The organism is Psychromonas saccharinae, from assembly GCF_051201515.1.
GTDB lineage: Bacteria > Pseudomonadota > Gammaproteobacteria > Enterobacterales > Psychromonadaceae > Psychromonas.
In genome coordinates, this window is the sequence record NZ_CP195153.1 from 3,099,514 (window position 1) to 3,124,441 (window position 24,928).

Annotated in this window: 26 protein-coding genes; 6 read left to right on the forward strand and 20 right to left on the reverse strand. The window is 36.3% G+C overall.

Going from position 1 to position 24,928, the window contains the following annotated elements:
- Positions 1-9: 9 nt before the first annotated feature.
- The 10 genes from ACR30L_RS13805 to ACR30L_RS13850 form a co-directional block, all read right to left on the reverse strand.
- On the reverse strand, positions 10-1,290 hold the full coding sequence (locus ACR30L_RS13805) for a uracil-xanthine permease family protein (RefSeq protein WP_435234827.1): 1,281 nt from the start codon (positions 1,288-1,290) through the stop codon (positions 10-12).
- Positions 1,291-1,329: 39 nt separating this feature from the next.
- Positions 1,330-1,956: a uracil phosphoribosyltransferase gene (upp, locus tag ACR30L_RS13810; RefSeq protein WP_435234828.1), complete on the reverse strand. Its 627-nt coding sequence runs from the start codon at positions 1,954-1,956 to the stop codon at positions 1,330-1,332.
- 461 nt (positions 1,957-2,417) lie between these two features.
- Positions 2,418-3,635: an ammonium transporter gene (locus ACR30L_RS13815; protein WP_435234829.1), complete on the reverse strand. Its 1,218-nt coding sequence runs from the start codon at positions 3,633-3,635 to the stop codon at positions 2,418-2,420.
- Positions 3,636-3,910: 275 nt separating this feature from the next.
- On the reverse strand, positions 3,911-5,020 hold the full coding sequence (gene ispG / locus ACR30L_RS13820) for a flavodoxin-dependent (E)-4-hydroxy-3-methylbut-2-enyl-diphosphate synthase (RefSeq protein WP_435234830.1): 1,110 nt from the start codon (positions 5,018-5,020) through the stop codon (positions 3,911-3,913).
- Positions 5,021-5,080: 60 nt separating this feature from the next.
- A complete protein-coding gene (locus ACR30L_RS13825; RefSeq protein WP_435234831.1) occupies positions 5,081-5,611 on the reverse strand; it encodes a helix-turn-helix domain-containing protein in 531 nt (176 codons plus the stop codon).
- Complete coding sequence (pilW, locus tag ACR30L_RS13830; protein ID WP_435234832.1) at positions 5,604-6,386, reverse strand: type IV pilus biogenesis/stability protein PilW; 783 nt, start codon at positions 6,384-6,386, stop codon at positions 5,604-5,606. The genes ACR30L_RS13825 and pilW overlap by 8 nt, the downstream gene beginning before the upstream one ends.
- A 390-nt stretch (positions 6,387-6,776) precedes the next feature.
- Positions 6,777-7,895: a bifunctional tRNA (adenosine(37)-C2)-methyltransferase TrmG/ribosomal RNA large subunit methyltransferase RlmN gene (locus ACR30L_RS13835; RefSeq protein WP_435234833.1), complete on the reverse strand. Its 1,119-nt coding sequence runs from the start codon at positions 7,893-7,895 to the stop codon at positions 6,777-6,779.
- A gap of 109 nt (positions 7,896-8,004) precedes the next feature.
- The gene (locus ACR30L_RS13840; RefSeq protein WP_435234834.1) at positions 8,005-8,235 is read right to left on the reverse strand and encodes a FeoC-like transcriptional regulator; all 231 of its coding nucleotides are present in this window, start codon (positions 8,233-8,235) and stop codon (positions 8,005-8,007) included.
- The gene (feoB, locus tag ACR30L_RS13845) at positions 8,232-10,508 is read right to left on the reverse strand and encodes a Fe(2+) transporter permease subunit FeoB (RefSeq protein ID WP_435234835.1); all 2,277 of its coding nucleotides are present in this window, start codon (positions 10,506-10,508) and stop codon (positions 8,232-8,234) included. The genes ACR30L_RS13840 and feoB overlap by 4 nt, the downstream gene beginning before the upstream one ends.
- On the reverse strand, positions 10,505-10,735 hold the full coding sequence (locus ACR30L_RS13850) for a FeoA family protein (protein ID WP_435234836.1): 231 nt from the start codon (positions 10,733-10,735) through the stop codon (positions 10,505-10,507). The genes feoB and ACR30L_RS13850 overlap by 4 nt, the downstream gene beginning before the upstream one ends.
- A 462-nt stretch (positions 10,736-11,197) precedes the next feature.
- On the opposite strand from ACR30L_RS13850, the gene yciH reads away from it, so the two are divergent.
- The gene (gene yciH, locus ACR30L_RS13855) at positions 11,198-11,524 is read left to right on the forward strand and encodes a stress response translation initiation inhibitor YciH (protein WP_435234837.1); all 327 of its coding nucleotides are present in this window, start codon (positions 11,198-11,200) and stop codon (positions 11,522-11,524) included.
- A 111-nt stretch (positions 11,525-11,635) separates the two neighbouring features.
- Here the strand turns inward: yciH and ACR30L_RS13860 are convergent, their stop codons facing one another.
- From ACR30L_RS13860 to coaE, 6 genes are all read right to left on the reverse strand, one after another.
- Entirely contained in the window at positions 11,636-12,325 is a 690-nt protein-coding gene (locus ACR30L_RS13860) for a type 1 glutamine amidotransferase (protein WP_435234838.1), read from the reverse strand.
- A 9-nt stretch (positions 12,326-12,334) separates the two neighbouring features.
- Positions 12,335-12,907, reverse strand: a complete 573-nt coding sequence (locus tag ACR30L_RS13865; protein WP_435234839.1) for a GNAT family N-acetyltransferase — start codon at positions 12,905-12,907, stop codon at positions 12,335-12,337.
- 357 nt (positions 12,908-13,264) lie between these two features.
- Complete coding sequence (locus tag ACR30L_RS13870; RefSeq protein ID WP_435234840.1) at positions 13,265-13,609, reverse strand: HopJ type III effector protein; 345 nt, start codon at positions 13,607-13,609, stop codon at positions 13,265-13,267.
- A 12-nt stretch (positions 13,610-13,621) separates the two neighbouring features.
- On the reverse strand, positions 13,622-13,810 hold the full coding sequence (gene yacG, locus ACR30L_RS13875) for a DNA gyrase inhibitor YacG (protein ID WP_435234841.1): 189 nt from the start codon (positions 13,808-13,810) through the stop codon (positions 13,622-13,624).
- Positions 13,811-13,824: 14 nt separating this feature from the next.
- Positions 13,825-14,556, reverse strand: a complete 732-nt coding sequence (zapD, locus tag ACR30L_RS13880) for a cell division protein ZapD (RefSeq protein WP_435234842.1) — start codon at positions 14,554-14,556, stop codon at positions 13,825-13,827.
- Positions 14,557-14,988: 432 nt separating this feature from the next.
- Positions 14,989-15,579, reverse strand: coding sequence for a dephospho-CoA kinase (gene coaE, locus ACR30L_RS13885; protein WP_435234843.1), 591 nt, complete (start codon positions 15,577-15,579; stop codon positions 14,989-14,991).
- 116 nt (positions 15,580-15,695) lie between these two features.
- Between coaE and nadC the strand changes: the two genes are divergently transcribed.
- Together nadC and ACR30L_RS13895 are read left to right on the forward strand one after the other, a co-directional pair.
- Positions 15,696-16,547: a carboxylating nicotinate-nucleotide diphosphorylase gene (nadC, locus tag ACR30L_RS13890; RefSeq protein WP_435234844.1), complete on the forward strand. Its 852-nt coding sequence runs from the start codon at positions 15,696-15,698 to the stop codon at positions 16,545-16,547.
- 65 nt (positions 16,548-16,612) lie between these two features.
- Positions 16,613-17,446, forward strand: a complete 834-nt coding sequence (locus ACR30L_RS13895) for a DNA ligase (RefSeq protein ID WP_435234845.1) — start codon at positions 16,613-16,615, stop codon at positions 17,444-17,446.
- Here the strand turns inward: ACR30L_RS13895 and mutT are convergent.
- The 4 genes from mutT to ACR30L_RS13915 all read right to left on the reverse strand — a co-directional run bounded on the left by mutT (position 17,443) and on the right by ACR30L_RS13915 (position 22,041).
- Complete coding sequence (mutT, locus tag ACR30L_RS13900; RefSeq protein WP_435234846.1) at positions 17,443-17,823, reverse strand: 8-oxo-dGTP diphosphatase MutT; 381 nt, start codon at positions 17,821-17,823, stop codon at positions 17,443-17,445. The two genes, ACR30L_RS13895 and mutT, sit on opposite strands and share 4 nt — an antisense overlap.
- Before the next feature lie 119 nt (positions 17,824-17,942).
- Complete coding sequence (locus tag ACR30L_RS13905; RefSeq protein ID WP_435234847.1) at positions 17,943-18,155, reverse strand: hypothetical protein; 213 nt, start codon at positions 18,153-18,155, stop codon at positions 17,943-17,945.
- A gap of 288 nt (positions 18,156-18,443) precedes the next feature.
- Complete coding sequence (locus ACR30L_RS13910) at positions 18,444-19,082, reverse strand: hypothetical protein (RefSeq protein WP_435234848.1); 639 nt, start codon at positions 19,080-19,082, stop codon at positions 18,444-18,446.
- A 274-nt stretch (positions 19,083-19,356) separates the two neighbouring features.
- Complete coding sequence (locus ACR30L_RS13915) at positions 19,357-22,041, reverse strand: DEAD/DEAH box helicase (protein ID WP_435234849.1); 2,685 nt, start codon at positions 22,039-22,041, stop codon at positions 19,357-19,359.
- Positions 22,042-22,230: 189 nt separating this feature from the next.
- Here ACR30L_RS13915 and ACR30L_RS13920 point away from each other — a divergent pair, with 189 nt between their 5' ends.
- The 3 genes from ACR30L_RS13920 to xthA all read left to right on the forward strand — a co-directional run bounded on the left by ACR30L_RS13920 (position 22,231) and on the right by xthA (position 24,899).
- Positions 22,231-23,637, forward strand: a complete 1,407-nt coding sequence (locus ACR30L_RS13920; protein ID WP_435234850.1) for a flagellin — start codon at positions 22,231-22,233, stop codon at positions 23,635-23,637.
- A 137-nt stretch (positions 23,638-23,774) separates the two neighbouring features.
- Positions 23,775-24,011 (forward strand): TIGR02647 family protein, encoded by a 237-nt coding sequence (locus tag ACR30L_RS13925; RefSeq protein ID WP_435234851.1) that lies wholly within the window; start codon positions 23,775-23,777, stop codon positions 24,009-24,011.
- A gap of 81 nt (positions 24,012-24,092) precedes the next feature.
- Entirely contained in the window at positions 24,093-24,899 is an 807-nt protein-coding gene (xthA, locus tag ACR30L_RS13930) for an exodeoxyribonuclease III (RefSeq protein ID WP_435234852.1), read from the forward strand.
- Positions 24,900-24,928 lie beyond the last annotated feature (29 nt).

A 24,928-nucleotide genomic window follows, 5' to 3' on the forward strand; every position in this document is an offset into this window, starting at 1 on the left:
TATCTAATACTATCTCATTCTTGGTAAAAGTAAATTAAGTGATATAGCAACTAAACCACATAAACTTACCCCTTGGAGGCTAAACGTACCGACACCAAAGGCCATGCCTCCGATACCAAAAACCAATGTCACGGAAACAATACAAAGATTACGAGAATTGGCTAAATCAACTTGATGGCGAATTAAAGTATTTAATCCTACCGATGCGATTGAGCCAAATAACAGAATCATAATGCCGCCCATAACCGCCGAAGGTATGCTCTGCAAAATTGCACCGAATTTACCAATAAAGGCTAATAAAATCGCAATAACAGCCGCCCACATCATAATACGAGGATTAAAATTGCGAGTTAACATCACTGCGCCAGTGACTTCACTGTAGGTCGTATTAGGTGGACCACCAAATAATGCTGATGCACTAGTGGCTAAACCATCACCAAATAAAGTACGGTGTAACCCAGGTTTTTTCAAAAAGTCTTTACCCGCTACATTACTAATAGCAAGAATATCACCCACATGTTCTACTGCTGGTGCAATGGCAACAGGGATCATAAATAACACCGCATGCCAATTCCATTCAGGAGCAACAAAATTCGGCACACTTAACCAAGGCGCAGCGCTAACACTCGTAAAATCCAAAATGCCAAAAAAGAGTGATAACAAGTACCCCACGATAACACCACAGAAAATAGGTACTAATTTAAAAATACCTTTTGCCATAGTAGAAACCAATAAAGTGGTTAACAAAGATGAAAGCGAAATAATCATTGCTGTGCTTTGCTCTATTAACACAAGGCTACCATCGCCTGACTTACCAACAGCCATATTCACCGCAAGCGGTGCCAACCCTAACCCGATCACCATAATAACTGGCCCAACGACCACTGGAGGTAAAAGGCGATGGATAAAATCAACACCACGTAATTTCACGGCATAGGACATGACCATGTACACAACCCCAGCCGCAAAAATACCAGACATAGTCGCAGGGATCCCCCACGTCTGAATCCCGTAGGCAATAGGTGCAATAAACGCAAAGGATGATGCTAAAAAGATAGGTACTTGACCTTTAGTGACGATATGAAAAAGTAAGGTACCGATACCGGCTGTAAATAACGCAACATTAGCGTCTAAGCCCGTAATTAAAGGCATTAACACCAATGCCCCAAATGCAACAAACAACATTTGAGAACCGGCTAAGACCTGTTGAAGTAGCGACAAATTAGCACTATAGTCGTCAACGGTTACTGCTTCATTTTGTTCTAATTCTTGCTCGGAATTAGTGGACATTATATTCTCCAAGATATTGATAAGTAATAATAACGACTATTATTTAGTACCAAATATTTTATCACCTGCATCACCAAGACCTGGGACAATATAACCATTTTTATTAAGGTGTTTATCGATTGAAGCCGTATACACTTCAACATCAGGATGTGTTTCTTCTAATGCTTTTAAACCTTCAGGTGCCGCAACCAGTATTAATACTTTAATATTGGTACAACCGCTTTTTTTGATTAGATCAAGCGTTGAAATCATTGAACCACCCGTCGCTAACATAGGGTCAACAACAAGTGCTAAACGTTCATCTATTTTACTAACTAGCTTAGAGAAATAAGGTACTGGCTCGAGTGTTTCTTCATCACGGTAAATACCGACAACACTTACTTTTGCACTTGGCATATGCTCTAATACACCGTCCATCATACCTAGGCCCGCACGTAAAATTGGCACAACAGTCGCTTTTTTACCTTTAATTTGTTGCACTTCAATTTCGCCATCCCAACCTTGAATTTTAACGGTTTCCAATTCAAGATCCTTGGTTGCTTCATAGGTCAGTAAGCTTGATACTTCGCGCGCTAATTCACGAAAACGTTTAGTACTAATATCACCTTCACGCAATAAACCCAGTTTATGCTGAACTAATGGATGTTTAACTTCAACTATTTTCATTTTCTCTCCAGATATATAATATATTTAAAAAATCGAGCAATCCTACCAAAACTACCCACTTAAATGTAGTTAAATTAAGACCATTCTTGATATCGCGTAATAAATTAATGTTAGCTTAAAATTAACGCATACACCTCACTGTTTACATTACAATAATCAATAACCAATGATATGCGTAAATACCGAACTTAAATTTGAATAGCAAATAGAAGAAACAGAAATGTGTTGAGCGAAGAAGATCGACATAAATATCTTATAAATCAGTCTGTTATGGTATATTTTAGTCTTTATGCTAATCGTCATAATTAGCTGTTCTATTTTATTGGTTAACGTTGTTTATTTCTTACTGAAAGTTAAGCAGGTAATGAATGTAAAAAGACTAAGATTAAAAAACCTTAGCCTTTAATATATTGCCATGATGGCTTAGACCAATATCCCTAAGTTCAGTTACGGAATGAGCTTTAGTTATTATTGAGATTGGTTGCGCCAATTTTATGGACAGTTAAATCAGCGCCATTAAACTCTTCGTCTTCGGTCATACGAAGTGGTGAAATACTATTCACAACGTTATAAATAACAAATCCACCAACCACAGCAATAATAACCCCGGTCAATGATCCGATAAGTTGACTAGCAAAGGTTACACCACCCAGTCCACCTAAGTTTTCTAAACCAAAAATACCAGCTGCGATCCCGCCCCATAATCCGCACACGCCATGCAAAGGCCAAACACCTAATACATCATCAAAACGAGGAAATTTATTTTGTACAAATGTAAATAGCCAAACAAAAACACCACCTGCGACTAATCCAGTCACCAAAGCACCGATCGGATGCATAATGTCAGATCCCGCACAGACAGCAACTAAACCAGCTAATGGACCATTATGAATAAACCCAGGGTCTTTGCGTCCTAAAACTAATGAACTAAGAATCCCACCAACCATCGCCATCAAAGAATTCATTGCTACCAACCCACTAATTCCTTCAATAGTTTGGGCCGACATCACATTAAATCCGAACCATCCAACTGAGAGGATCCATGCTCCAAGCGCTAATAATGGGATATTAGACGGTGCAAATGCGACGACTTTTCCACCACGATAACGGCCATGTCGGCTTCCTAAAACAATCACTGCAGCAAAGGCTATCCATCCCCCAACAGCATGAACAACAATAGAGCCTGCAAAATCATGAAAAACCGCGCCAAAGTTCGATGCGAGCCAATCTTGAAAACCATAATTAGCATTCCAAATAAGTCCTTCAAAAAACGGATAAACAAAACCAACACATAACCCCGCCGCTATTAACATTGGATTAAAACGAGCACGTTCTGCAACACCACCAGAAATAATCGCCGGAATTGCTGCGGCAAACGTCATTAGGAAGAAAAACTTCACTAATTCATAACCATTATTTTCAGCTAAGACCGCTGCACTATCGAAAAAAGTAACGCCGTAAGCAAACCAATATCCAAAGAAAAAATAGACTAAAGCCGACACGCCAAAATCAGACATAATTTTAACTAACGCGTTAACTTGGTTTTTATGGCGGACCGTACCCACTTCTAAAAACGCGAATCCGGCATGCATGGCAAACACCATAACCGCGCCTAATAAAATAAATAATGTATCCGTACCACTTATTAACGCCGTGACGTGATTCTGTGCAACTTCCATTTAATCCTCTCTAACAGTTAAAAATTTGTGCGCACTTTAACGTATCGATGTACATATTTAAATTTTTTTAACGAGATCAAAGCTAAAAACACAACAAACCATACAAAAAACAAGGGAAATGCAAAAAAAGAATAAATAAACGAGGAGATTATGTAACCTTAATTCTGGATAAGCTAAATATTAAGATGGGTATTAACAATATTTTTATTAAAAAACTAAAAAAACCTGCTAGAGGGCTAACAGGTTTTTAATAGTGAGGTATCACGAAATGAGTTCTAGACTTTAATGATCAGTTTGTTTTCATCCATGCGATTAGCACGCGCTCTAATTTTAGCTTCTAACTGATCAATGACATTGTCATTATCAAAACGGTCACGTTGACGTTTACCATCTTCATAAAATCCACTTTTATTTTTACCACCTGTGATGCCTAAATCTGATATCAGTGCTTCACCAGGCCCATTAACAACACAACCAATAATAGAAACATCCATAGGGGTAATAATATCTTCTAAGCGCTCTTCCAGCGCATTCACCGTAGCGATAACATCAAACTCTTGACGAGAACAGGTTGGACAAGCGATAAAATTAATACCACGACTACGAATACGCAGTGATTTTAAAATATCAAAACCTACTTTTATTTCTTCAACGGGATCTGCAGCAAGCGAGACACGCAATGTATCACCAATCCCCTGAGACAGTAATATACCTAAACCAATGGCAGACTTAACGGAACCACTTCGTAGGCCTCCCGCTTCGGTAATCCCTAAATGTAATGGTTGTACGATTTGTTTTGCCAATAACTGGTAAGACTCAACCGCTAACAATGCGTCTGATGCCTTAACACTGACTTTAAACTGATCAAAGTTAAGACGATCTAAAATATCGACGTGGCGTAATGCTGAATCGACCAAGGCCTGCGCCGTTGGCTCGCCATATTTTTCTTGAATATCAGTTTCTAAAGAGCCGCCATTTACCCCAATACGAATTGGAATATTTTTATCGCGAGCACAATCAACAACACTGCGAATACGATTTTCGTTACCGATATTACCAGGATTAATCCGCAGACAATCGACACCGTATTCAGCAACTTTTAACGCAATTCGATAATCAAAATGAATATCAGCAATTAAAGGGATTTTTGTCTGTTGCTTAATTTGTTTAAAAGCTTCAGCAGCATCCATAGTAGGAACAGACACGCGCACAAGATCAGCCCCTACAGCTTCTAATCGTTTAATTTGAGCAACCGTTGCTGCAACATCCGTTGTCAGGGTATTTGTCATAGATTGAACAGTGATGGGAGCGCCCCCACCAACAGGTACATTACCGACCATAATTTGAGTAGATTTACGTCGGATGATAGATGATGAATGACTCATTTTATACTCTTTATAATTCATTATTAACTTGGAAAAAGAAGACTAACACGTCGTTAAACTTTATTCTTCTTCATCCGTTGTTGTAATTTTATCGTGCAAATCGATGGGTTGAACAGTACCCGTTGAAAGTTTAGGTGTCTCAAAGTCGAGTAAATCCGTAATACTTTCGAAAATATGAGTATCACTCACAATCAAACGTTGGATACCAAAGCCAATGCCACTTAGAATCGCTAAAACAACCAGTATCAATATTAACTTTTGACCGTAATGTTTAGAACGAGCCGGCTTTTTCAAAGAAAATGCATCCTTGGACTTATGTTGTTTTGAGGATAATTGCTGATATTCTGAAAATTCATTTAAGTTTTTTAAATCAACTAATTTTGCATAATTAGCCAGATACCCACGTAAATAAATGACAGGAATTTTATTATCTGTTATCAGTTCAACTAAGTCATTTTCAATTTCACCGACTGTCGCAATCCCTAAATTCAGCTGTGTAGCAACTGACTCTATCGTTAATGATGCATGTATTCGAGCATCCTGGAGGGCTTTACCTAACGTAACGGTTATTTCATTTTCAGTTTCATTCATAGTCATGATTCAAATAATGTAAGGCTTGTTCAGATTCAGGGAAATCGGTCAACAAAGCAGTGGCATATTTATTAAGACTTGCGCTTTTCCCTGTCGCATAACTAACACGGATCCACTGCCATAAACTTTCGGCAGTTACTCCGCTACTCTTTTGAAATTGAAAAAGATTTGCACGTGCATTTTTATACTCTTTTTTATCAATTAAGATCTTAGCGAGTGTTAAGTTCAAATACGTTTTTTTAGGGTTATGTGATAATGCAGATTTATAGTAACTTAATGCTTTATCAATATTCCCTGATTTTTCCGAACAAGTGGCCGCATTTTCGTAAATATTTGCAACGCCAGTATAATTAGATACTTTAATTGCTTTTAAAAATGCGGTTTCGGCTTCCTCATAACGTTCTTGTTTACACAAAAATGCCCCATAAACCCCATAGGTTCTGGCGTTATTTTTATCTAAAGAGAGCGATTTTTTATACTGTTCTTCTGCTTCTTCATTTTCGTTTACACGTTGATAATAGTAACCAAAAACACGATATATATCGGCATTATTCGGCTCATATTCCAAGGCTTTCTCAAGGTTTTCCTTTGCCTTTGCCATGTTATCTTTTTCTAAATGTCCAACGGCTAATTTCACTCTTATTTCAGCAGCCGCTTTTGGATCGAATTTGGTCTTTCCTCCAGATGAAGGATTATTTTTAGTTATTGTAGTTTCACTTGAAACACAAGCTGTTAATAAAAATAAAACTGAAAAGATAACAACAAACTGACGCATAATTTCCTCAATGAACAACCCCATTAAAAAAGTAGGGATATATTATAATAGCAATTGCATAAATGATGCTTGTATTGTGTCGAATAAAACAAGACTTGCAAGGCTTGAATCACAAAAATGATTATTTCAAATAAAAATAACAATGTAAATCAGCAACAAGTAACAGAACGTTAACACTTCCGCTTTATTATTAACGGAATTAATCCTATCGGATCGATTTGTAAACATCAAAAAACACACATCTGACGATACAAATAAAATTAAAGTATTAATTTAATAGATTGAAATAATTATCGATTAAATGAGTTTCGTTGAATAACGACGGATGTTTATCATTTGAAAAACTTGATTCATAATTTTACGACTACGAACCAAGTTATTAGTTCAATATTAAGCTTGCTTCACTTCGATGTTGTCACCCATTGCACGCTTTTTCATAGTACGTTTGGTACGGTCAATAACATCGCCAACTAATTGCCCACAGGCAGCATCAATATCATCACCACGGGTTTTACGAACAATAACCGTATAACCATACTCCATCAGCACTTTATTAAAGCGATCCACTCGGCTATTACTTGGTTTCTTATAATCATTATCGGGGAATGGATTAAAAGGTATTAGATTGATCTTACAGGGCGTATCTTTTAATAAATGCGCAAGTTCATGCGCTTGATCCGTGGAATCATTGAAATGATCTAATAATAAATATTCTACGGTCACTTTCCCACGGTTTGCATTCGATTTTTCAATATAACGTTTTACACCCGCTAAGAACTCAGCGATATTATATTTATCATTAATCGGCATCATTTTTGAGCGTAATTCATCATTTGCGGCATGTAATGAAATAGCCAATGCCACATCAATGCGGTCACCCAAAATATCAAGTGCAGGCACAACACCTGAAGTAGAAATTGTTACTCGACGTTTAGATAAAGCATAACCAAAATCGTCTAACATTAGCTCCATAGCAGGAATAACATTATTAAGATTCAATAGCGGTTCACCCATCCCCATCATAACAACATTCGTGATTGGACGTTGACCACTCTCGCCCGTTACCCCTACGATTTTAGCGGCACGCCACACTTGACCGATAATTTCAGAAACAGAGAGATTACGATTAAACCCCTGCTGAGCAGTAGAACAGAAATTACACGCCAATGCACAACCAACTTGAGAAGAAACACAAAGCGTTGCACGATCTTTTTCAGGGATATAAACCGTTTCAACTTCTTGGTCACCCACCGTCATCGCCCACTTTATCGTACCGTCACTACTACGTTGCTCAACTTTTACTTCTGGTGCAACAATTTCTGCGCGATTCTTTAATTTTTCACGTAACTTCTTATTAATGTTACTCATTAAATCAAAATCTTCACAGCCAAAATGATAAATCCATTTCATTACTTGTTCTGCGCGGAAAGGCTTTTCACCTAATTCAACAAAAAATGCACGTAAACCTTCTCGGTTTAAATCTAATAGGTTTACTTTTTTACTACTCATGAAAGCCTCATATAACAAAATGGGTCAAAAATTTAGGAAAGGGATTGTACAAAATTCATACATGCATTGCTAGTCAAAGAAAACGATTTATACAAAAGTTATATTTTCTTTAAATAACCGTCAGCGTGGGTATTTGTGCGGTTTCAGTCCAACTATAATAAATTTCAGGAGGTAATCTACTACCTCGCTGATTAATTGTTTTATGAATTTTACCACGTTTTAGTAGGACTGCCATCATCGGTTCAAGACCCTGATGGCTTAAATGGAAATGTTTAAGCAGTTTCTGCTCTTCAATTCGTTTAGCATCTTTTATAAAATTTGATATTTCTTGTAAAATCATAATGATGCCGCTTTATTAAGAATACTGCCCGTACGTTTTAAAAAGTACAGTACCGTTAAAATAATTACCATTGATGCAATCAAGTACGCAATACTACTGCTCGGCTGCATTGAGAATGTGGCAATTTGGTAGTAACAAACAGAGGTAATATAAGCAACCGTCGTTGTCCAAATAACAATAAAACGCGCCCAGTTTGCCCCGGCTTCATTAACAATGGCACCAATAGCCGCAGCACAAGGGGCATATAATAGAATAAACAGCAGATAAGCAAAGGCAGCTTCTTTACTTGCAAAAGCCTGCTGAATTTTACTGTATACCGTCACATCAACCCCTTGTTCATCGGCAGCAGAGGATAAATCACCAACATCTCCCACACTTAATCCTAAGGGGTCACTGAGATTAATACCAAACAAATTTTCTGGGATAGTTTGTACCGCATTATTAAGTTTTTCAAACAATGTAAGTTCGACACTGACTTCTTCACTTTTAGTCGAATAGAGATTACTTAGTGTTCCTACAACAGCTTCTTTAGCAAATAACCCCGTCACAATACCAACCGTCGCAGGCCAGTTTTCTTGAGTAATCCCTAAGGGAGATAATACAGGGGTAACAAACTGTGCTCCCTTACTTAAAAGAGAGCTATCCGTATCTTGATGGCCAAAGGTACCATCGACACCGACTGAATTAATAACATTTAATAGCGTAACTACGACAATAATTGTTTTACCCGCACCAAATATAAAACCCTTAAGTTTCTGCCAAGTCGTAGTTAAAATATTACGTAACGTTGGCAATTCATAATCGGGTAATTCTAAAAACATACTTTCACTTTTACCTGGTAGCAACGTTCGACTTAATACAAACCCGGTTAAAATGGCAACCACAATACCGATAAAATAAAGTAGGAAAACAATATATTGCCCACTTTCAGGAAAAAATGCACTGGCGAATAAAGCATAAACAGGCAGGCGAGCACCACAGGACATAAATGGAGACATGACAATGGTTAACAACCTTTCCCGCTCCTTTTCTAATGTCCTTGCAGCCATAACAGCGGGTACAGTACAGCCGAAACCAACAATCATGGGTACAAAGGATTTTCCAGGTAAACCAATCCATTGCATTGCTTTATCAATCACAAAAGCAGCACGCGCTAAATAACCCGAACTTTCTAAAAGTGACAAGAAAAGATATAAACAAGCAATCACTGGAATAAAAGTCATCACGGTTTGTATACCGTTACCGATGCCATAGGCAAAAAGATTAATAATCCACTCGGGCGTCGAAATTGCAGATAAAACTTGTTCCGTACCATCAACAAAAATAGCACCGCCCGCAATATCGAAGAAATCAATAAATGCACTACCAACATTAATTGAAAACATGAACATTAAGTACATAACAAAAAGGAAAAAAGGAATGCCAATAAAACGATTCATCACAAAGGTATCTATTTTTTCAGAAATAGAACGACCCAAGACGCCCTGTAAACGAACCGCATGCTGTACCAAATCATAAATAAAGCTATAACGTGTATCTGCAATTAATAGATCAATATCGACATTTAAAGCAGTTTGTTGCTGTAACTGACAAAATTCATTTTTTTGAGCTTGGTTAAGCAGAGTTAGCACACTGTCATCTTTTTCTAGCAATTTCACAGCCAATGCACGAGTTTGTAGGCGCGGTTTATGCTCATTTAAAAATAAAGCGCCCTTAATAACTAAAGGCTCCAATTGTTCACCATAATTGAGAACAATAGGTTCATTTAAATGTTGTTGTTTCAAGGTAAGTAATTGCGACGTTAGTTTATTAACGGATGTTGAATCATGTGCTGACAGTGTAATGACCGGACAACCTAGGCCTTTTGATAGCGATTTTTCATTAATAACCAATTTCTTTTTTTCAGCGACATCCATTTTGTTAATAACAGCAATAACAGGTAATCCTAACTCCTTTAATTGTAAAGTGAGATAGAGACTCCGTTCTAGGCAACTTGCATCAATCACATTAATTAATAAATCCGGATCATTTTGCATAATATAATCAAAGGCAACCCGCTCATCGAGGGAATTACCATCGGCATCCAAATTATAAATACCAGGTAAATCGGTGACTTCAGCTCGACTTCCATCAACAAGTGCAAACTGCCCCGTTTTCTTTTCAACGGTAACACCACTCCAATTTCCAACCTGTTGATTAGCACCTGTTAATGCATTAAATAATGTTGTTTTTCCTGAATTAGGATTACCAATTGTAGCAATGGACAAACTCATCCAATCAACTCCACATGAATTTTACTTAATAGTGATTTACGCAATGCAATACTACTATTTGCACAACGCACAGCAACAGGATCGCCCATTGGCGCAAGGCGAAGCATTTCAATTTGCGCTTTTGGTAAAAAACCTAAATTAAGCAATTTTTTACGCATCGTTGGATCCATATCCAACATACTTATAATGTTTGCTTTTTGGCCTACTTTTAATTCAGATAAAACCATTAACTACCTCGCTTTTAACCTATCAATATGCACGATAACTATTATCACTTGTATTTGATACGGATATAATACGCCTATTTTTTTCATTATTAAAATCAATATTCAAAATAATAATCCCCCCTTTAATTCGATTCACGCTAAGTGTAAATTTATTGTTAACCTTTCTATTAAATTCAAAATTATGTCCTATTAAAACGGCTTAGTTATGGTCACTCTGCAAAGGTTATACCAAAATAAATTCCAAGCCGTTAATGAAAAACAGAATTTAAAGATTACAAAAACAATGGGTTAGAACCAAAGAAGGGAAAAACAAATTATATTCCACAAAACAAAACATTAAATTATTGTTAACATTCGAAACAAACCCAACAAACGTCGTAATAGCAACATAATAATTGTTTATTTAAGGCATCGAATTGCTATGTTAAAATGATTGGAACTAATAGTTAATTGGAAATGAATATGGACTTCGGCGATCTTAACCTTGTTTATTCTACCGATGGTGGAAAAATCGATAAACCAAAACAACCTAAAAAAGCACCTGAAAGTGATGGCATTGTCCGCATTCATCGAGAAACAAAAGGCCGCAAAGGCAAAGGTGTGATACTAATAAAAGGATTACAGCTGGATGCAAAAGCCCTTAAGGAACTGGCGAAAGAAATCAAAAAGCGAACCGGAACGGGTGGTAGTGTGAAAGACTTCGTTATCGAAATTCAAGGAGACCAGCGAGAACTTGTAAAATCCTTATTGGAGAAAAAAGGTTACACAGTCAAATTAGCTGGCGGTTAATCAACTACTTCTTGCCGGCGGCATTAAAAACTACCCAAGCCGGCTATCCCCTGCCTTTATAAAGAGTAAATAAACTTGAAATCGCGTAATACCCTCAGTAAGTAACTGCAGCTAAATTTCTAACCAGTTTTGAAAAACGCGATCGTTTTTTCTAAAATCGTTGATCGAGACTGGTGTATTACAAAAATAATTATTTGCTAAAGGGTCTTTTTTTCGCGCATTATCTGCAAAAGTAAAAATATCTTGGTACATAAAATCAGGATGAAACTGTACGCCCCAAATACGTTTTCCTTTCACTTGAAAACCATGAACCTCACAACGTGCTGAATGTGCGATAACATCAAATTTCTCACCTAAATCAAACACTTCATCGTAATGATAAACACCGGCTTTAAATACACCAATATTATTAAAAAGAGGATTATCTCCGAGTGTTACATCCGTCCACCCAATTTCAGGCGTTGATGACTTACGTACATGTGATTTCCCAAGCAAATGACGAACAATGAATTGATGACCAAAGCAAATTCCAAGAACCGATTTTTCTGCTGAAATAAATAATGTAAGAATGCGGGCAAGGTCGGCATACCAAGCGTTTTCCTCCATGGCACTTTCCGTTGAACCGGAAATCAGCAGATGAGTATATTCTTTACATTGTGTTATCTGGTTAATATTCTCTAAATAAACAGTGTGATAAGACACCGATAAAGGTTCAAAGACTTCTGTAATACGCTGATCAAAACTATTTTTAAATGCACTTTTATCAAAGAGATTAACAATTAAAACCTGTTTATTTTCCATTAATTTTTCCTATGCAACAGCTGCAACAAGATTAGCATGGGTTATTTTATAAATAACCTCGTCAAGAACAATAGCTGATTGTGACGTTTTTTGAACGGTATTATAAACTTCACCACCAAGTGATTCTGGAATTTTTCTACTCGCAATATTAGCCTTATCTACGGGATAGATTAAAAAATCAAATTCAATATGATCAATTAGCCAAATTGATAATCCTTTAATTGCTTCTAAACCATATTTATTGCCATGAGCTCCTTTTTTTAACCAAATACCCAATTCTAATTCGCCTCGCCCATGCAAACCGCAACATCCCAAAAATTCATTATTATCCGATTTAATAATCGCTAAAACAATTTCGTGACCTTGTTTCATCCCGTTAAGAGAACCATCAATAAATGCTAAGGTATCCGTTATATTAACAGCAGGCTTAGGCACCATATAACGCGTTATATCTGCATTAAATTCTGCAAAAATTTCCTCAGCAAAATCAGCATTGATAGCACATAACGTAATGCGTTCACATGAAATGATTAAGGAAGAGAAATCTAAATCAGCTATTTCTTTTATAATTGATAGCGCCACTCTGAATCCTAAATTAATTCAATCAAGTCATCACACTATTCTTTTTTAATTATAAATTCAATATCACCATGCTAATTTCAATAGCAGTCGAATAACAGTATGGTGAGCAGTGCGATAAACATTTTTTAAGGTAGAGATTGATGATGGTAAAAGAAATACAATAATGATGGGTTATTTAATACATTGGGTGGCATTTCCCCTTAACAATCAAGATGTGTTTATCTACCACTCCGTGGGTAAAACAAGGTTAACATGAAGCGCTTTCAGGGAATTAACAATATTAAAACACAGTAAGAGTATTGAGTGATCGACCTGCGGAATAAGCTTAGAGGTGAACACCCAATATTAGCTTTAACTCTATTTTTCAGTTAATGCTTGTTCTGAAAAGTTAATACCTTCCCAACCATTAATCATAAATTGACGAATATTTTGATGATCATTTCCCTGTCGATTTTGAAGGACATCATCACGATAATATGAACCAAAACAAGCTAATGTTTGCATTTTATCTAAGCCGTTTAACTTAGCGAACGAAAATATTTTACAAGATCCTGAATTTTCACCCGCAGCATTAGCTTGCTCGCCATTTTCAAAAGCAGTTTCTGTAAATTGATAAGATGCATCTATGGTCGCCATGGTATCACTGAATGCAATTAATTCAGGCGTTGAAGATAGCTTGTCTAAAAAAGTGGTTAATAACATAAATATATTTCCTTAATCAAAATGAATAGTTTTACCGGTGACCAACTCATCAGGGTTAGCAGGCTCACCTTTTATTCTTTTTTCTTCATCAGCCCATTCACCTAAATCAATCAATTGGCATCGTTTACAGCAAAATGGACGATAAATGCTCTCCGCATTCCATTCCACTTCTTTTTTACACGTTGGACAATTCACTTTCATAATCAATACTCTTATTAGCAAATAATTTGTTTAAAAGGGATATTTAATGCATTGTCATTGGCTTCCGTCGTGCTAATAAAACGCAATGAGAAACGATCTTTATGGCCACTAATCATCGGGTAAACTGCATGCTCTTTTTCAACTTTAATGGTGATAAATCCACTATTTTCAACTTCTCCCTGATAAAACCCAGCTTGCGCAATTTGGTCTGTAATAATACCTTGAGAACGTTTTATTTTTAAAAATAAAGAAAGAGCTTGCTCGAGATTAGCAAAATGACTAAACCATTTTTTAGCATCTTCCTGGCGTTTCTCTAACTTAGTCTCATTCCAAAAGTGAAACTGTGGTAAATCGAAATTACAACAACCACTGGGAATTGAAAAACGCTGTTTAAGTGAAGTCAAAAAGCGATTCGTTTTATAAAAGCGAAGATGCTTCGGCATTGAAAATAATGCATTATTTAGCTGATCAATTTCTGCGATTAATTCACGAATAGCAGTATGATTAACATCTTTATGCTGCAACCACCCTTTCATCTGTTCAGATAAAAGCTCTAAATCTTTAATTAAATCGTGGCGAATATCAGTGCGCTCAGTCAATTCGAGCAAATCAAACAATGCCTTAAAAAAGGCGATGGAATCACTGGTTTGTTTAAAAGAGATGCTTGAATTTATTTGTAAAAATAAAAATTCAAAACGTAAATAACTACGATTTTTTTCGTTGAGAGGATATTCAAAAGTGATCATGTTTTTATCTAGTTTTTAGTCAAATTAAAATGCTTAAAGGGGTATTCTACTTGAAGATACAGTTCAGTGCATCTTTAACTCAATTTTCCGATAATTATACCCGTTACCAATCAAGATGCGTTTATCAGTCACTAGCTCGGATACCAAGGCAAGGCGTAACATGATGACCTTTCGAGCGATTAACTGCGTTAATCCTCTATCGGTAGATGTAAAAACAAGACTTTACATCTTTAATGGCTAGCCCTTATCGAATATTATAACGCAGTATTGCCATGGTTTATAAGAAACGAGCTAGTGACACGCAGGGCAAGACGAGAGGCAAACTTCTTCGTTGTTATAACGTCTCGATTTAACCCGTTAGATCTTCACCTTTATGCCTAGAATCTGCTCTCGTCTTGCTGATTGCTGCATCTTAAATGGTAACGGGTATATTTACAAAGCACGCAATTGTTTATCTAAATCGACGACGCGGCACTCTAAATCACGTAACGATAAATCGTTATTTACAATAATAAAATCAGCTCTTTTTATTCGTTCTATTCGGCTAATTTGCTTATTAATAATAGCTTTAATATTTTTAACCGATACACCATCACGCGCACTAGCTCGCTTCACTTGCAATACGGGGTCAATATCGACCACAATATTATAATTCGTCAAGTCATCTAAATTGTTTTCAAATAATAACGGTGCTTCTAATAACACATACTTTCCCGTTGCCAGCGATAAATCATGCCGTATTTTTTTATTAATTAAAGGATGTAATACACTGTTTAGCCATATCCGTTGGGCATCATCCTTAAATATTTTTTCCCTAAGAAATGGCCTATTTAATTCTCCATCAATTAATACATCTTTACCAAAATGTGATTTTATTTGCTGTAGTACCGGTTGTCCTTTAGCAACAACTTGGCGTGCAACAATATCTGCGTCAACAACCTCGACTTTCAATGCCGAAAAATAACGAGATACCGTTGACTTACCGGAACCAATACCACCGGTTAAACCAATTATCAATGTCATACATGCCTCTACTTTATTATTGGCCCTATTTTATAAGAGTTCACGCTAGAGATCATTGCTATTCACAAGTCATTGCAGGTAATATCTACTTTTTCATCGTTTTTCTGGAAAACATCATGGTTCAAGACGAAATTACACAGAGTGTTAAAATAGCATTACACGAAGATTTAAATGGATTATCCGCTACCGAAGGCGATATTACAGCACATTTAATTCCCGAAGGTAAACAAGCAAAAGCGATGGTTATTACTCGAGAAGATGCCGTATTTTGTGGAAAGGAATGGACCGAAGAGGTATTTCGTCAACTAGGAGATGATGTCACCATCACTTGGTCAGTAAAAGACGGTGATATTATTAAACCAAACGATACGTTATTTACCTTAGAAGGCCCTGCGCGAACCTTACTAACAGGGGAACGCACTGCACTTAATTTTATTCAGACCTTATCGGGTATTTCCACAAAAGTTAAAGCATATATGGACTTAATATCCAGCACTAATTGTAAGCTGCTTGATACACGGAAGACCTTACCAGGCTTACGTAACGCTTCTAAATATGCAGTGTTATGTGGTGGTGGTCATAATCACCGCATTGGTTTATACGATGCCTATTTAATCAAAGAAAATCATATTCTTGCTTGCGGCGGCATTGCTCAGGCAGTTGCAATCGCAAATCAACAGCATCCGGAACGATGGGTTGAAGTTGAAGTTGAAAGTATCACTGAATTAAAAGCAGCATTAGAAGCTGGTGCGCAACGTATTATGCTTGATAACTTTACCATTCCAATGATGGTTGAAGCCGTTGCAATCAATAATGAAAGAAATAAAACAGCAGCGCTTGAAGTGTCGGGCAACGTTAACAGCCAGACTATCCTTAGTTATGCACAAACAGGCGTTGATTACATTTCCGTTGGCGCACTCACTAAACACGTCCAAGCAGTTGATCTTTCAATGCGATTTGTTGAATAAATAAACAAACCTACCAAATTACCTAAAGCCTCCTAAACTTACACTTTTATTTAGGAGGTTTTTTTATGCGCTTTTATTTTATCTTCGTTATTTTATTTGCCTTTTCATCGCTCAGCCAAGCAGCAGCCCCGCCCAACATTCAACTTGCGAGTATTTATAAAGATGATATTGATATTCAGCAATATTGGATCAGTGAAAAACTTGATGGTGTGCGCGGTTATTGGAATGGTACCAACCTTATTTCTCGTCAAGGTAATATTTTCAATGCGCCTAAATGGTTTACGCAACACTTTCCCGACATTCCACTGGATGGTGAGTTATGGATTGGTCGCGAACAATTTGAACTCGTTTCTGGTATCGTTCGCCAATTCAATGCCAGCGAACAGGATTGGCAAAAAATCACTTTTATGATCTTTGATATGCCTGCGTCGAAAGATACTTTTAGTGAACGTATTCGACAAATGAAAAATATTGTTAATCAAACCGACTCCCCTTATTTACAAATGATTCCCCAACAAAAAGTAACCAATAATTCTCAGCTACAAGCGTTATTAGAGACGATACTCAAGGAGGGTGGAGAAGGGTTAATGTTACACCGAGGAGAAGCGTATTATCAGGCTAAACGCAGCAAAGATTTAATGAAACTAAAAAAATATCAAGATGCAGAAGCCATTGTACTTGCACATCTTCCCGGTAAAGGGCGAAATGCAGCACGACTCGGAGCATTACGAGTGAAAACAACAGATGGTATTATCTTCAAAATAGGCACTGGATTTAGCGATCATGAGCGTGAAAATCCCCCTGCTATTGGCTCAACTATCACTTATCAATATATTGGTAAAACCAAAAATAATGTACCGCGATTTGCCAGCTTTATGCGCATACGCGAAGAGAATTAAAGGATATCAATAACACTTTGATTTGCCTTAGGAAAATCATAGTCAGCTAACCCTTCTCTACTCACCCATTTAATAGGCTGGCCTTCCTTACCTTGCGCAATACCGGTAAAACCAGCTACTAAATAAAAATGTAAATTAAGGGCCGCATCTCCATAATCAAAAAACTTGGTTTCTAACAATTGATAATCAATGGCGGTTATTCCGACCTCTTCAAGTAACTCTCGGCACATCGCCTGTTCTGGTTGTTCACCCTGTTCAACTTTACCGCCTGGAAACTCCCATTTCCCACCTTGATGAGCATCTTTAGCGCGTAAGCTAATTAAAAATTGTTTGTCCGTATTTTTTACAATTGCGATACTAATATCTGTTATTTTCATAGATTAAATTTTTCTCAAATTATTTACTGTTTATAACAGGCTTAAATCCATATCAATACATAATACTCAACCAAACCCAGTGAGAGGTAAAATATCCATAATTGCCTTAACAATTATGATTAATTATCGCTCATTCCATCACCACTACCATCATAGTTATCATCAATATAGTTATTTGAACTTGAATTCACGTAACTCTCGTCATCATCGACATTTGAGATAATACAAAAAAGCAATTGAATAAAAGTAAAGAATAAACCACAAGCAGTGCCGACTAAGAATGAATTATATAATAAACTTTGTACAGGCATAACCGTTGGAGAATTTTTCATTGTTAAAATAACTAACACAATAAAAAAACCGATTAGAAACCCATATATAAATTTCAATTTCATTAGATGTAACATATATGTCCTTTTATTTAAATAAAATAAATTAACAAATATTTCCTAGCATATCCCTATATTTTATAACACGTTATTACTTTAATAAGCATTGTCTAATAATTATTGGTGATCTTATAATGTAGCACTAATCAAACTGACCGTTTTCATCTCGACTGCTATTAATATGTGATAAAAAACCACCAATTAGATGGCTTATAATATAAAAAAATATTGTTATCGAATACAATCTTTAGATGATGGGGCAATCTCACAAATTACTTTTTGAGTTTCTTCTTTTGTTCTTTGGCTACTTATCTCTACTTCTTTTATTTTCCCTATTTTTAAACGAAACCCAGCATCTGTCTCACCATTTTCAGCCGCTAAACTAAGCCAATAAAAAGCTAAATACTCATTTTTTGGCAGAGAACATCGACCATTCTGCAAGCAACCTCCAAGATAACCTTGACTAAGCGATAAACCTTTTTCTGCTGTCTGGTTTAATAAGTTAAACCCTTTTAATTGTTCTTCATTTTTTTTACTTTTTAAATAAAGTATACCTAACAGTTCAGTTGACTTTAATACACCGGCTTCAGAGGCTAACTCAATAAAATACAAAGAATTTTTCATATCGTTTTCTCTAGACAAGATTTCGCCATAACGATATTGAGCAGTAGGATTCCCATTTTTTGCTAATAATGCTAGTTTTTCTTTTGCATTATTTCTTGTCGCTTCGTTATCTGAAAATGCTTCTTTTACAATAGCTTTTACATACTCATCATTCTTATTTTTTTCATTGGCGAAAAATAAAGCCATTGATATTAATGTAATAAGAGCAACAATAACCACAGATAACACTATTTTCTTATTTTTCATATTTATTACCATTCACACCTTACGAATAAATTAGCCGTTTCATACAAACTAGGATGATCAATATTACTCATACTGATGCTTTCTAATTTTTCGTTGGGAGACTGAAATTTAAGTTTGCAAATTTCATTAATCAATTTAGTGACATAGTCGTAAACATAAAAATTATCACGAGGATTAATCAACTTATATAAATAAACGCACCGTTAAACATACACTTAAACGCTATTTATAACACTTATAATGCCTTGAAAATATTATACTTTATGTAAATTTCTTATATGGATATATTCAATTTATTCATAATCTCGCGTAGGCAACTGGCTTTATCCGTCACCCATAATCCATAACTAATTGGTAACACATCCACCCCCGCTCGTTTAAATAATTTATAGGTATTAAATTCAAAATAATCAGCCCATGGCCCAGGATAACCAATTAAATCCAATGCTAAATATTGGCCTTGATAACAACATAAAACATCAATATCGATACCTGCTATTGCATACCCTAACCATGTTTCAATATTATGATTATTTAAATCTGCAGTAACACATCGCTGGAAATCGTCGATAGATGGCGACATTGAATGATTAATTTGGTACGTATTTATCGAACTCAAATACAGTCTTAATAAGTTATGTTCTGGTAACTGTTTTTCATTTAGAGAAATAAAGAGATATTGCTGTTGGCGCGCACGTGTTATGGCCACATTAAAAACATCCGCTTTATTGAGATAAGCTGCAGCCCTTTTTGACTCATTATCGAGACTAAATGATATAAGCATAATATCGCGCTCTTCGCCCTGAAAACCATAGGGCGTTGCGACTCTTATTTTGTATTGAGTGATCACTGATTCACTAAACGTAATGGCAATTTCCTTTGCAATATAATCAGCTTGATTCCGAAAAGGAGAAATCACACCAATACTATGCTCTATACCGGCTGTCATTTGTTCACTAATAATCCGTTGAATAGTCGCAATGACTTCGCCTGCCTCTATTCGGTTCACGCCAAATTTATCACGAAAACCATTAATCCGATGTACATGTAAATGACCACTACTTGTGCTGGGGCGATGCTGCATCACTTTTAATTTATTTTGATAAAATTGCTGATTACTAAAATGAATCAATTCCGGTTTACTTCGGAAATGTTCATCCAAAAACGCGAGTTGTTTTTGGCTACTTAAGGCATTCAATGTTAAATCTAAAATAGCATTCTCGCGATAACTCATTACCCCCTCTTCTGAAGCGCTAATATTATTTTTAGCCATTAATTGTAATTCTTTACTTTTGGCTAGAAATGAATAATGTCTTAACTGTTTGGTATCTCCAACAATTAATGCTCTTTTAGCACGATATAATGCGGGAATACAGCTACTAATATTGCACTGAGTTGCTTCATCAATAATAACCAAATCAAAGAGTTCTTTTTGAAGCGGTAATACGCGATATAACGTATTTAAGCTGACTAGCCAGATAGGAAACGCTGACAGTAATGCAGAAAATTCAATATCGGAAAATAACTCAAACTGCCTTTTAGAAGTACGACTCCGAATAGCTTTATTAAATGCTTGAAGTGATTTTCTGTTTGATTCAACAAATGTCCGTAAATTTTTATTTTTTAATATATTAAGGTAATCACTGGCTAATGCTTCACGGTTAATCAATTGTAAATTTATTTCGTCTAATGCTCGCCAATGTTGAGATAACTCGCGTATTCCTCTTCCTGCGATAGCTAAATAAAACCGTTTTAACCATTGCATATTTTTTTGCTCTACACGTCTTAAACGCTGCCCTCTGATAATTGCTTTATGGCAAAACTTCACAAACTTGGTTTCTAACAAACCAAGGGAGTGATTAAGCAACTTTAATTCAGACTCAATTTCCTTAGGCTCTTTTAATTCCTCCTCGGTCAAGTATCCAGCCAGTAAATCTGCTATATAACTTTTTAATTTTTTTAAAAATGCTTTTTGACCCGCTCGTAAAGAAACGTCATTTAAACCAAAGTTAGTTGCCAGTTTTTCAGCGATAACATCTAACGCGACATCATTATTTGCGACGATAAGTACAGATTGTCCCCTCGCCATATGTTCTGCAGCAACCGCAGCAATAGTATAACTTTTTCCTGTGCCTGGCGGTCCAGAAACACAACCAAGGTCGGCATTTGCCGCAATCGAAATAATTTTCTTTTGAGGAGTAGACAATAAACCAGGCAAATAATCATATTTTACAGGAATAGACTGATTCTGTTGGTGTTGAGCAGAGGCTAAATTCAGCAGTGGCTTGGAGAAATTTTCACCCTCAATTATTTCATCTAACTCATGAATAACGCCCCTGCTACTAACCGAACGTTCTACAAATACCAACATTGAAACGGGCAAAAGTGTCGGCGAACTTGCTTTAAGTGCTTTTTTAATGTCAGATGATGTCGATAGTTTAGGAAAACGAAGCAGAGATAATAAATCTAATTGCAATGGACTATTCTTTAAAAAAGAGGTCCATAACGCAGGCGATTGAATACGATCGGAATACGCCATATTAGGCTGACGGTCACCTTCAGGCATCAAGACTTGGACTAAAGATTCGTTAACCTCTGGTGTTTGACTATTAACCGAAAAGTAATAGCAATCGGCCTCCTTCTCAATAACCGCTTCGTTATATAATAGAGGTGAAACAACCTGTTTTTCTTCTCCCTTTATATCAAGTTTTCCGACTAGCATAAAACTCACATACAATAAAACACGTTCACGTTGATAAATTTCAACCTGCTTCATCATTGGTTCTGCAAATGCTTCCGGTATTGGTAATCGAGAAAGAAAACCACAGCCTAAATCGTCTTGTCCCTGTAAAATGAAACGATCGGCGCGCTTTAATTTATTTAAATTCCAAAGGTTAAGATCGGCACTATCTTCTTTATAGCAATCTCTATAATAGGAGAATATATTTTTGTGATTCACACCTTATTACCCCATGTTTTAAATAACAATATAAAAACGATTATATTTCAGATACCTAACGGTTACCAATCCTGATCCATTTATCAGCCTTTATACTTCTCGTTTCAATAATTAAGTTTTTTTTCACGCTGCCGATAAGTTAATTATCTCCCTATTTGTTATTATTCAGGACATTATTATCGATAAAATATGCCCATCAAGTTAAATAGCAGCATGCCAATGTTTGCAATGACGCAATTGAATTTAGCGCAGAGTAATGCATCAACGAGCATGCAAAGACTATCCTCCGGATTACGTGTGAATAGCGCAAGTGATGATGCTGCGGGGCTTGCGATCACCGCTGGAATGACATCACAAATTCGTGGTTACAATCAATCTATTCGTAATGCAAATGACGGCATCAGTTTATTGCAGGTTGCCGAAGGTACCTTAGGTGAAACGACGAATGTATTGCAACGTATGCGAGAACTGACGGTACAAGCAGGTAACGATACTAATTCTCAGGATAACCGAATGGCAATAGCCAATGAAATAACAATGTTATCAAACAGCATTGAAAACATGATGAATCAAACTCAATTTAATGGGATTAAATTATTTTCTGAACGTCAACATGGTTTTAATATTGGCCTTGAGGGAGGCAATATCACACTTGATATCGGTGATTTAAATTATTCACAATTAGGTTTACATCAAACTGAAACGATCAATAAGTTACAGGGTGTAAGTTTGACAGGAGATCCCATCACTTATTCGGATCAAATAATGATTAATGGTTATGCACTAGATATTAACCAACCAATTTCCAGCGCGACGGATATTGCCAATGCATTCAATCAATTATCTGATAAAACAAATGTAACCGTGCATGCCATTAATCAAATTGTATTACCACCGCCTAATTTTACTCAATCACCAAGTAGTTCAACAGGTATTAAAATTAACGATATCGACATTGATCTAACTAACTCTCAAAATATAAATGAAATCATTGAACAGATTAATTTACAGTTGGCTAATACAGATATTATCGCAAGTGAAACAGAACAAGGCGAATTATCGATAACATCCCGTTCTGGCGCAGATATTAGCATTGAACAATCTGAAACTAATCTTTTACAAACTGGAATCGGTTCAACACATTACCATGGCACACTCTCTTTTGAATCAGAAGAAAATGCGATAACAATCAGTGGTGGCCTAGATAATCAAACAGAACAACTTAATGTGTTAACAAAAATAGGGTTAAATGAAGAAACTGGATTTAAAACGACCCAGAAAAATATTAATGTATTAAATCCAGAAGGCGTTTCTGACAGTCTTAACATCATTGATAATGCGTTACAGCAGATAACCAATGAACGGGCAAGCTACGGTGCTCAACAAAACCGTTTAGCCTATACGATCAGTCACCTTGAAACGATGTCAATTAATAGCGAAGCGTCACGTTCGCGTATTTTAGACACTGACTTCGCAGCCGAAAGTGCAGCATTAGCCAAGAATCAGTTACTCATGCAAACATCCAGTGCGATGCTTATTCGTTTTACAAAAATGCATAGCCAACAAATTTTATCATTGTTAAATAGCTTGCGATAATTTGAAGTGGTTTCATAATTTTTAGCTGTTTTTATCAATACCATGATCCAGCCCTGATTCACCAATACTAGTGTTTGCAATTTCAAGGGAAATTATGATTATATATTTTAACTGTCTATTAAATAAGGTGAATAATAATGATTAAAAACTACCAAGATACACTATTCGACGAAATTAAATTATTAGCGAAGTTCCCACAAAAATCACAATTAGAAGGTATTAAAATTCATAATGATGCCAGCCCTGAAATCGTAAATTCCGCAAAATCACTATTTGAAAAAGGATTAATTAGCCAACCAGATGGTGGGTATTTAACCGACAGCGGACTCGAAACCGTAGATCATCTACATCATGTTTTAGCCACATTAAGCTAATTTCTCCTCCACTCTATTGAGTTATCTGCTTTAGCAAGGTACATTCAGCCTTAATATTTATTCCTATTAAGGCGTTTTTCTATGAAAGTTATCTCATTCAATATCAACGGGCTACGCGCTCGTCTTCATCAATTACAAGCCATTATCGACAAACACCAACCCGATGTAATTGGCTTACAGGAAATCAAAGTTGATAATGATGCATTTCCCGTGAAAGCGGTTGAAGCAATGGGATACCATGTTTATTATCACGGCCAAAAAGCCCACTACGGCGTGGCAATGCTATGTAAAAAAGAACCCACAGCAGTACAATATGGTTTTCCGACGGATAACGAAGAACACCAAAAACGCATGATCATGGTAACAACTGAAAATGAACAAGGTGAACCCGTTCAGATCTTAAATGGTTACTTTCCTCAGGGGGAAAATCAAACCCACGAGACTAAATACCCTTATAAACGTCAGTTCTACCTTGATCTAAATACTTACCTAGAAACTCACCATAGCAGTGACGATAACGTTATTGTGATGGGTGATATTAATATTTCACCATTAGATTTAGATATTGGTATTGGCGATCATAACGCTAAACGTTGGTTACAAACTAAAAAATGTAGCTTTTTACCCGAAGAGCGCGAATGGCTGGCTAAATTAATGAGTTTTGGTTTTAGCGATACATTCCGTCTATTAAACCCAGAAGTCGATGATCAATTTAGTTGGTTCGATTACCGTTCACGAGGATTTGATGATAACCGTGGTTTACGTATTGATGTTATTTTAGCGACCCAAAAACTAGCGGATAAAACCATTGATGCGGGCATTGATTACGAATTACGTGGTATTGAAAAACCGTCGGATCATGCACCTATTTGGACAGAATTTGCTTAATCTGATCAGTATAACGGCGGGTAAAAGCC

What these genes read in the sequence shown, in the direction of transcription:
- yciH (WP_435234837.1), top strand. Translation starts at nt 11,198, where the DNA reads ATGGACTTCGGCGATCTTAACCTTGTTTATTCTACCGATGGTGGAAAA.
- feoB (WP_435234835.1), bottom strand. Translation starts at nt 10,508, where the DNA reads ATGAGTTTGTCCATTGCTACAATTGGTAATCCTAATTCAGGAAAAACA.
- ACR30L_RS13840 (WP_435234834.1), bottom strand. Translation starts at nt 8,235, where the DNA reads ATGATTTTACAAGAAATATCAAATTTTATAAAAGATGCTAAACGAATT.
- ACR30L_RS13925 (WP_435234851.1), top strand. Translation starts at nt 23,775, where the DNA reads ATGATTAAAAACTACCAAGATACACTATTCGACGAAATTAAATTATTA.
- yacG (WP_435234841.1), bottom strand. Translation starts at nt 13,810, where the DNA reads ATGAAAGTGAATTGTCCAACGTGTAAAAAAGAAGTGGAATGGAATGCG.
- ACR30L_RS13920 (WP_435234850.1), top strand. Translation starts at nt 22,231, where the DNA reads ATGCCCATCAAGTTAAATAGCAGCATGCCAATGTTTGCAATGACGCAA.
- nadC (WP_435234844.1), top strand. Translation starts at nt 15,696, where the DNA reads ATGGTTCAAGACGAAATTACACAGAGTGTTAAAATAGCATTACACGAA.
- ACR30L_RS13905 (WP_435234847.1), bottom strand. Translation starts at nt 18,155, where the DNA reads ATGAAAAATTCTCCAACGGTTATGCCTGTACAAAGTTTATTATATAAT.
- coaE (WP_435234843.1), bottom strand. Translation starts at nt 15,579, where the DNA reads ATGACATTGATAATTGGTTTAACCGGTGGTATTGGTTCCGGTAAGTCA.
- zapD (WP_435234842.1), bottom strand. Translation starts at nt 14,556, where the DNA reads ATGATCACTTTTGAATATCCTCTCAACGAAAAAAATCGTAGTTATTTA.
- ACR30L_RS13815 (WP_435234829.1), bottom strand. Translation starts at nt 3,635, where the DNA reads ATGGAAGTTGCACAGAATCACGTCACGGCGTTAATAAGTGGTACGGAT.
- xthA (WP_435234852.1), top strand. Translation starts at nt 24,093, where the DNA reads ATGAAAGTTATCTCATTCAATATCAACGGGCTACGCGCTCGTCTTCAT.
- ACR30L_RS13870 (WP_435234840.1), bottom strand. Translation starts at nt 13,609, where the DNA reads ATGTTATTAACCACTTTTTTAGACAAGCTATCTTCAACGCCTGAATTA.
- pilW (WP_435234832.1), bottom strand. Translation starts at nt 6,386, where the DNA reads ATGCGTCAGTTTGTTGTTATCTTTTCAGTTTTATTTTTATTAACAGCT.
- ACR30L_RS13895 (WP_435234845.1), top strand. Translation starts at nt 16,613, where the DNA reads ATGCGCTTTTATTTTATCTTCGTTATTTTATTTGCCTTTTCATCGCTC.
- mutT (WP_435234846.1), bottom strand. Translation starts at nt 17,823, where the DNA reads ATGAAAATAACAGATATTAGTATCGCAATTGTAAAAAATACGGACAAA.
- upp (WP_435234828.1), bottom strand. Translation starts at nt 1,956, where the DNA reads ATGAAAATAGTTGAAGTTAAACATCCATTAGTTCAGCATAAACTGGGT.
- ACR30L_RS13835 (WP_435234833.1), bottom strand. Translation starts at nt 7,895, where the DNA reads ATGAGTAGTAAAAAAGTAAACCTATTAGATTTAAACCGAGAAGGTTTA.
- ACR30L_RS13825 (WP_435234831.1), bottom strand. Translation starts at nt 5,611, where the DNA reads ATGAATGAAACTGAAAATGAAATAACCGTTACGTTAGGTAAAGCCCTC.
- ACR30L_RS13910 (WP_435234848.1), bottom strand. Translation starts at nt 19,082, where the DNA reads ATGAAAAATAAGAAAATAGTGTTATCTGTGGTTATTGTTGCTCTTATT.
- ACR30L_RS13805 (WP_435234827.1), bottom strand. Translation starts at nt 1,290, where the DNA reads ATGTCCACTAATTCCGAGCAAGAATTAGAACAAAATGAAGCAGTAACC.
- ispG (WP_435234830.1), bottom strand. Translation starts at nt 5,020, where the DNA reads ATGAGTCATTCATCATCTATCATCCGACGTAAATCTACTCAAATTATG.
- ACR30L_RS13850 (WP_435234836.1), bottom strand. Translation starts at nt 10,735, where the DNA reads ATGGTTTTATCTGAATTAAAAGTAGGCCAAAAAGCAAACATTATAAGT.
- ACR30L_RS13860 (WP_435234838.1), bottom strand. Translation starts at nt 12,325, where the DNA reads ATGGAAAATAAACAGGTTTTAATTGTTAATCTCTTTGATAAAAGTGCA.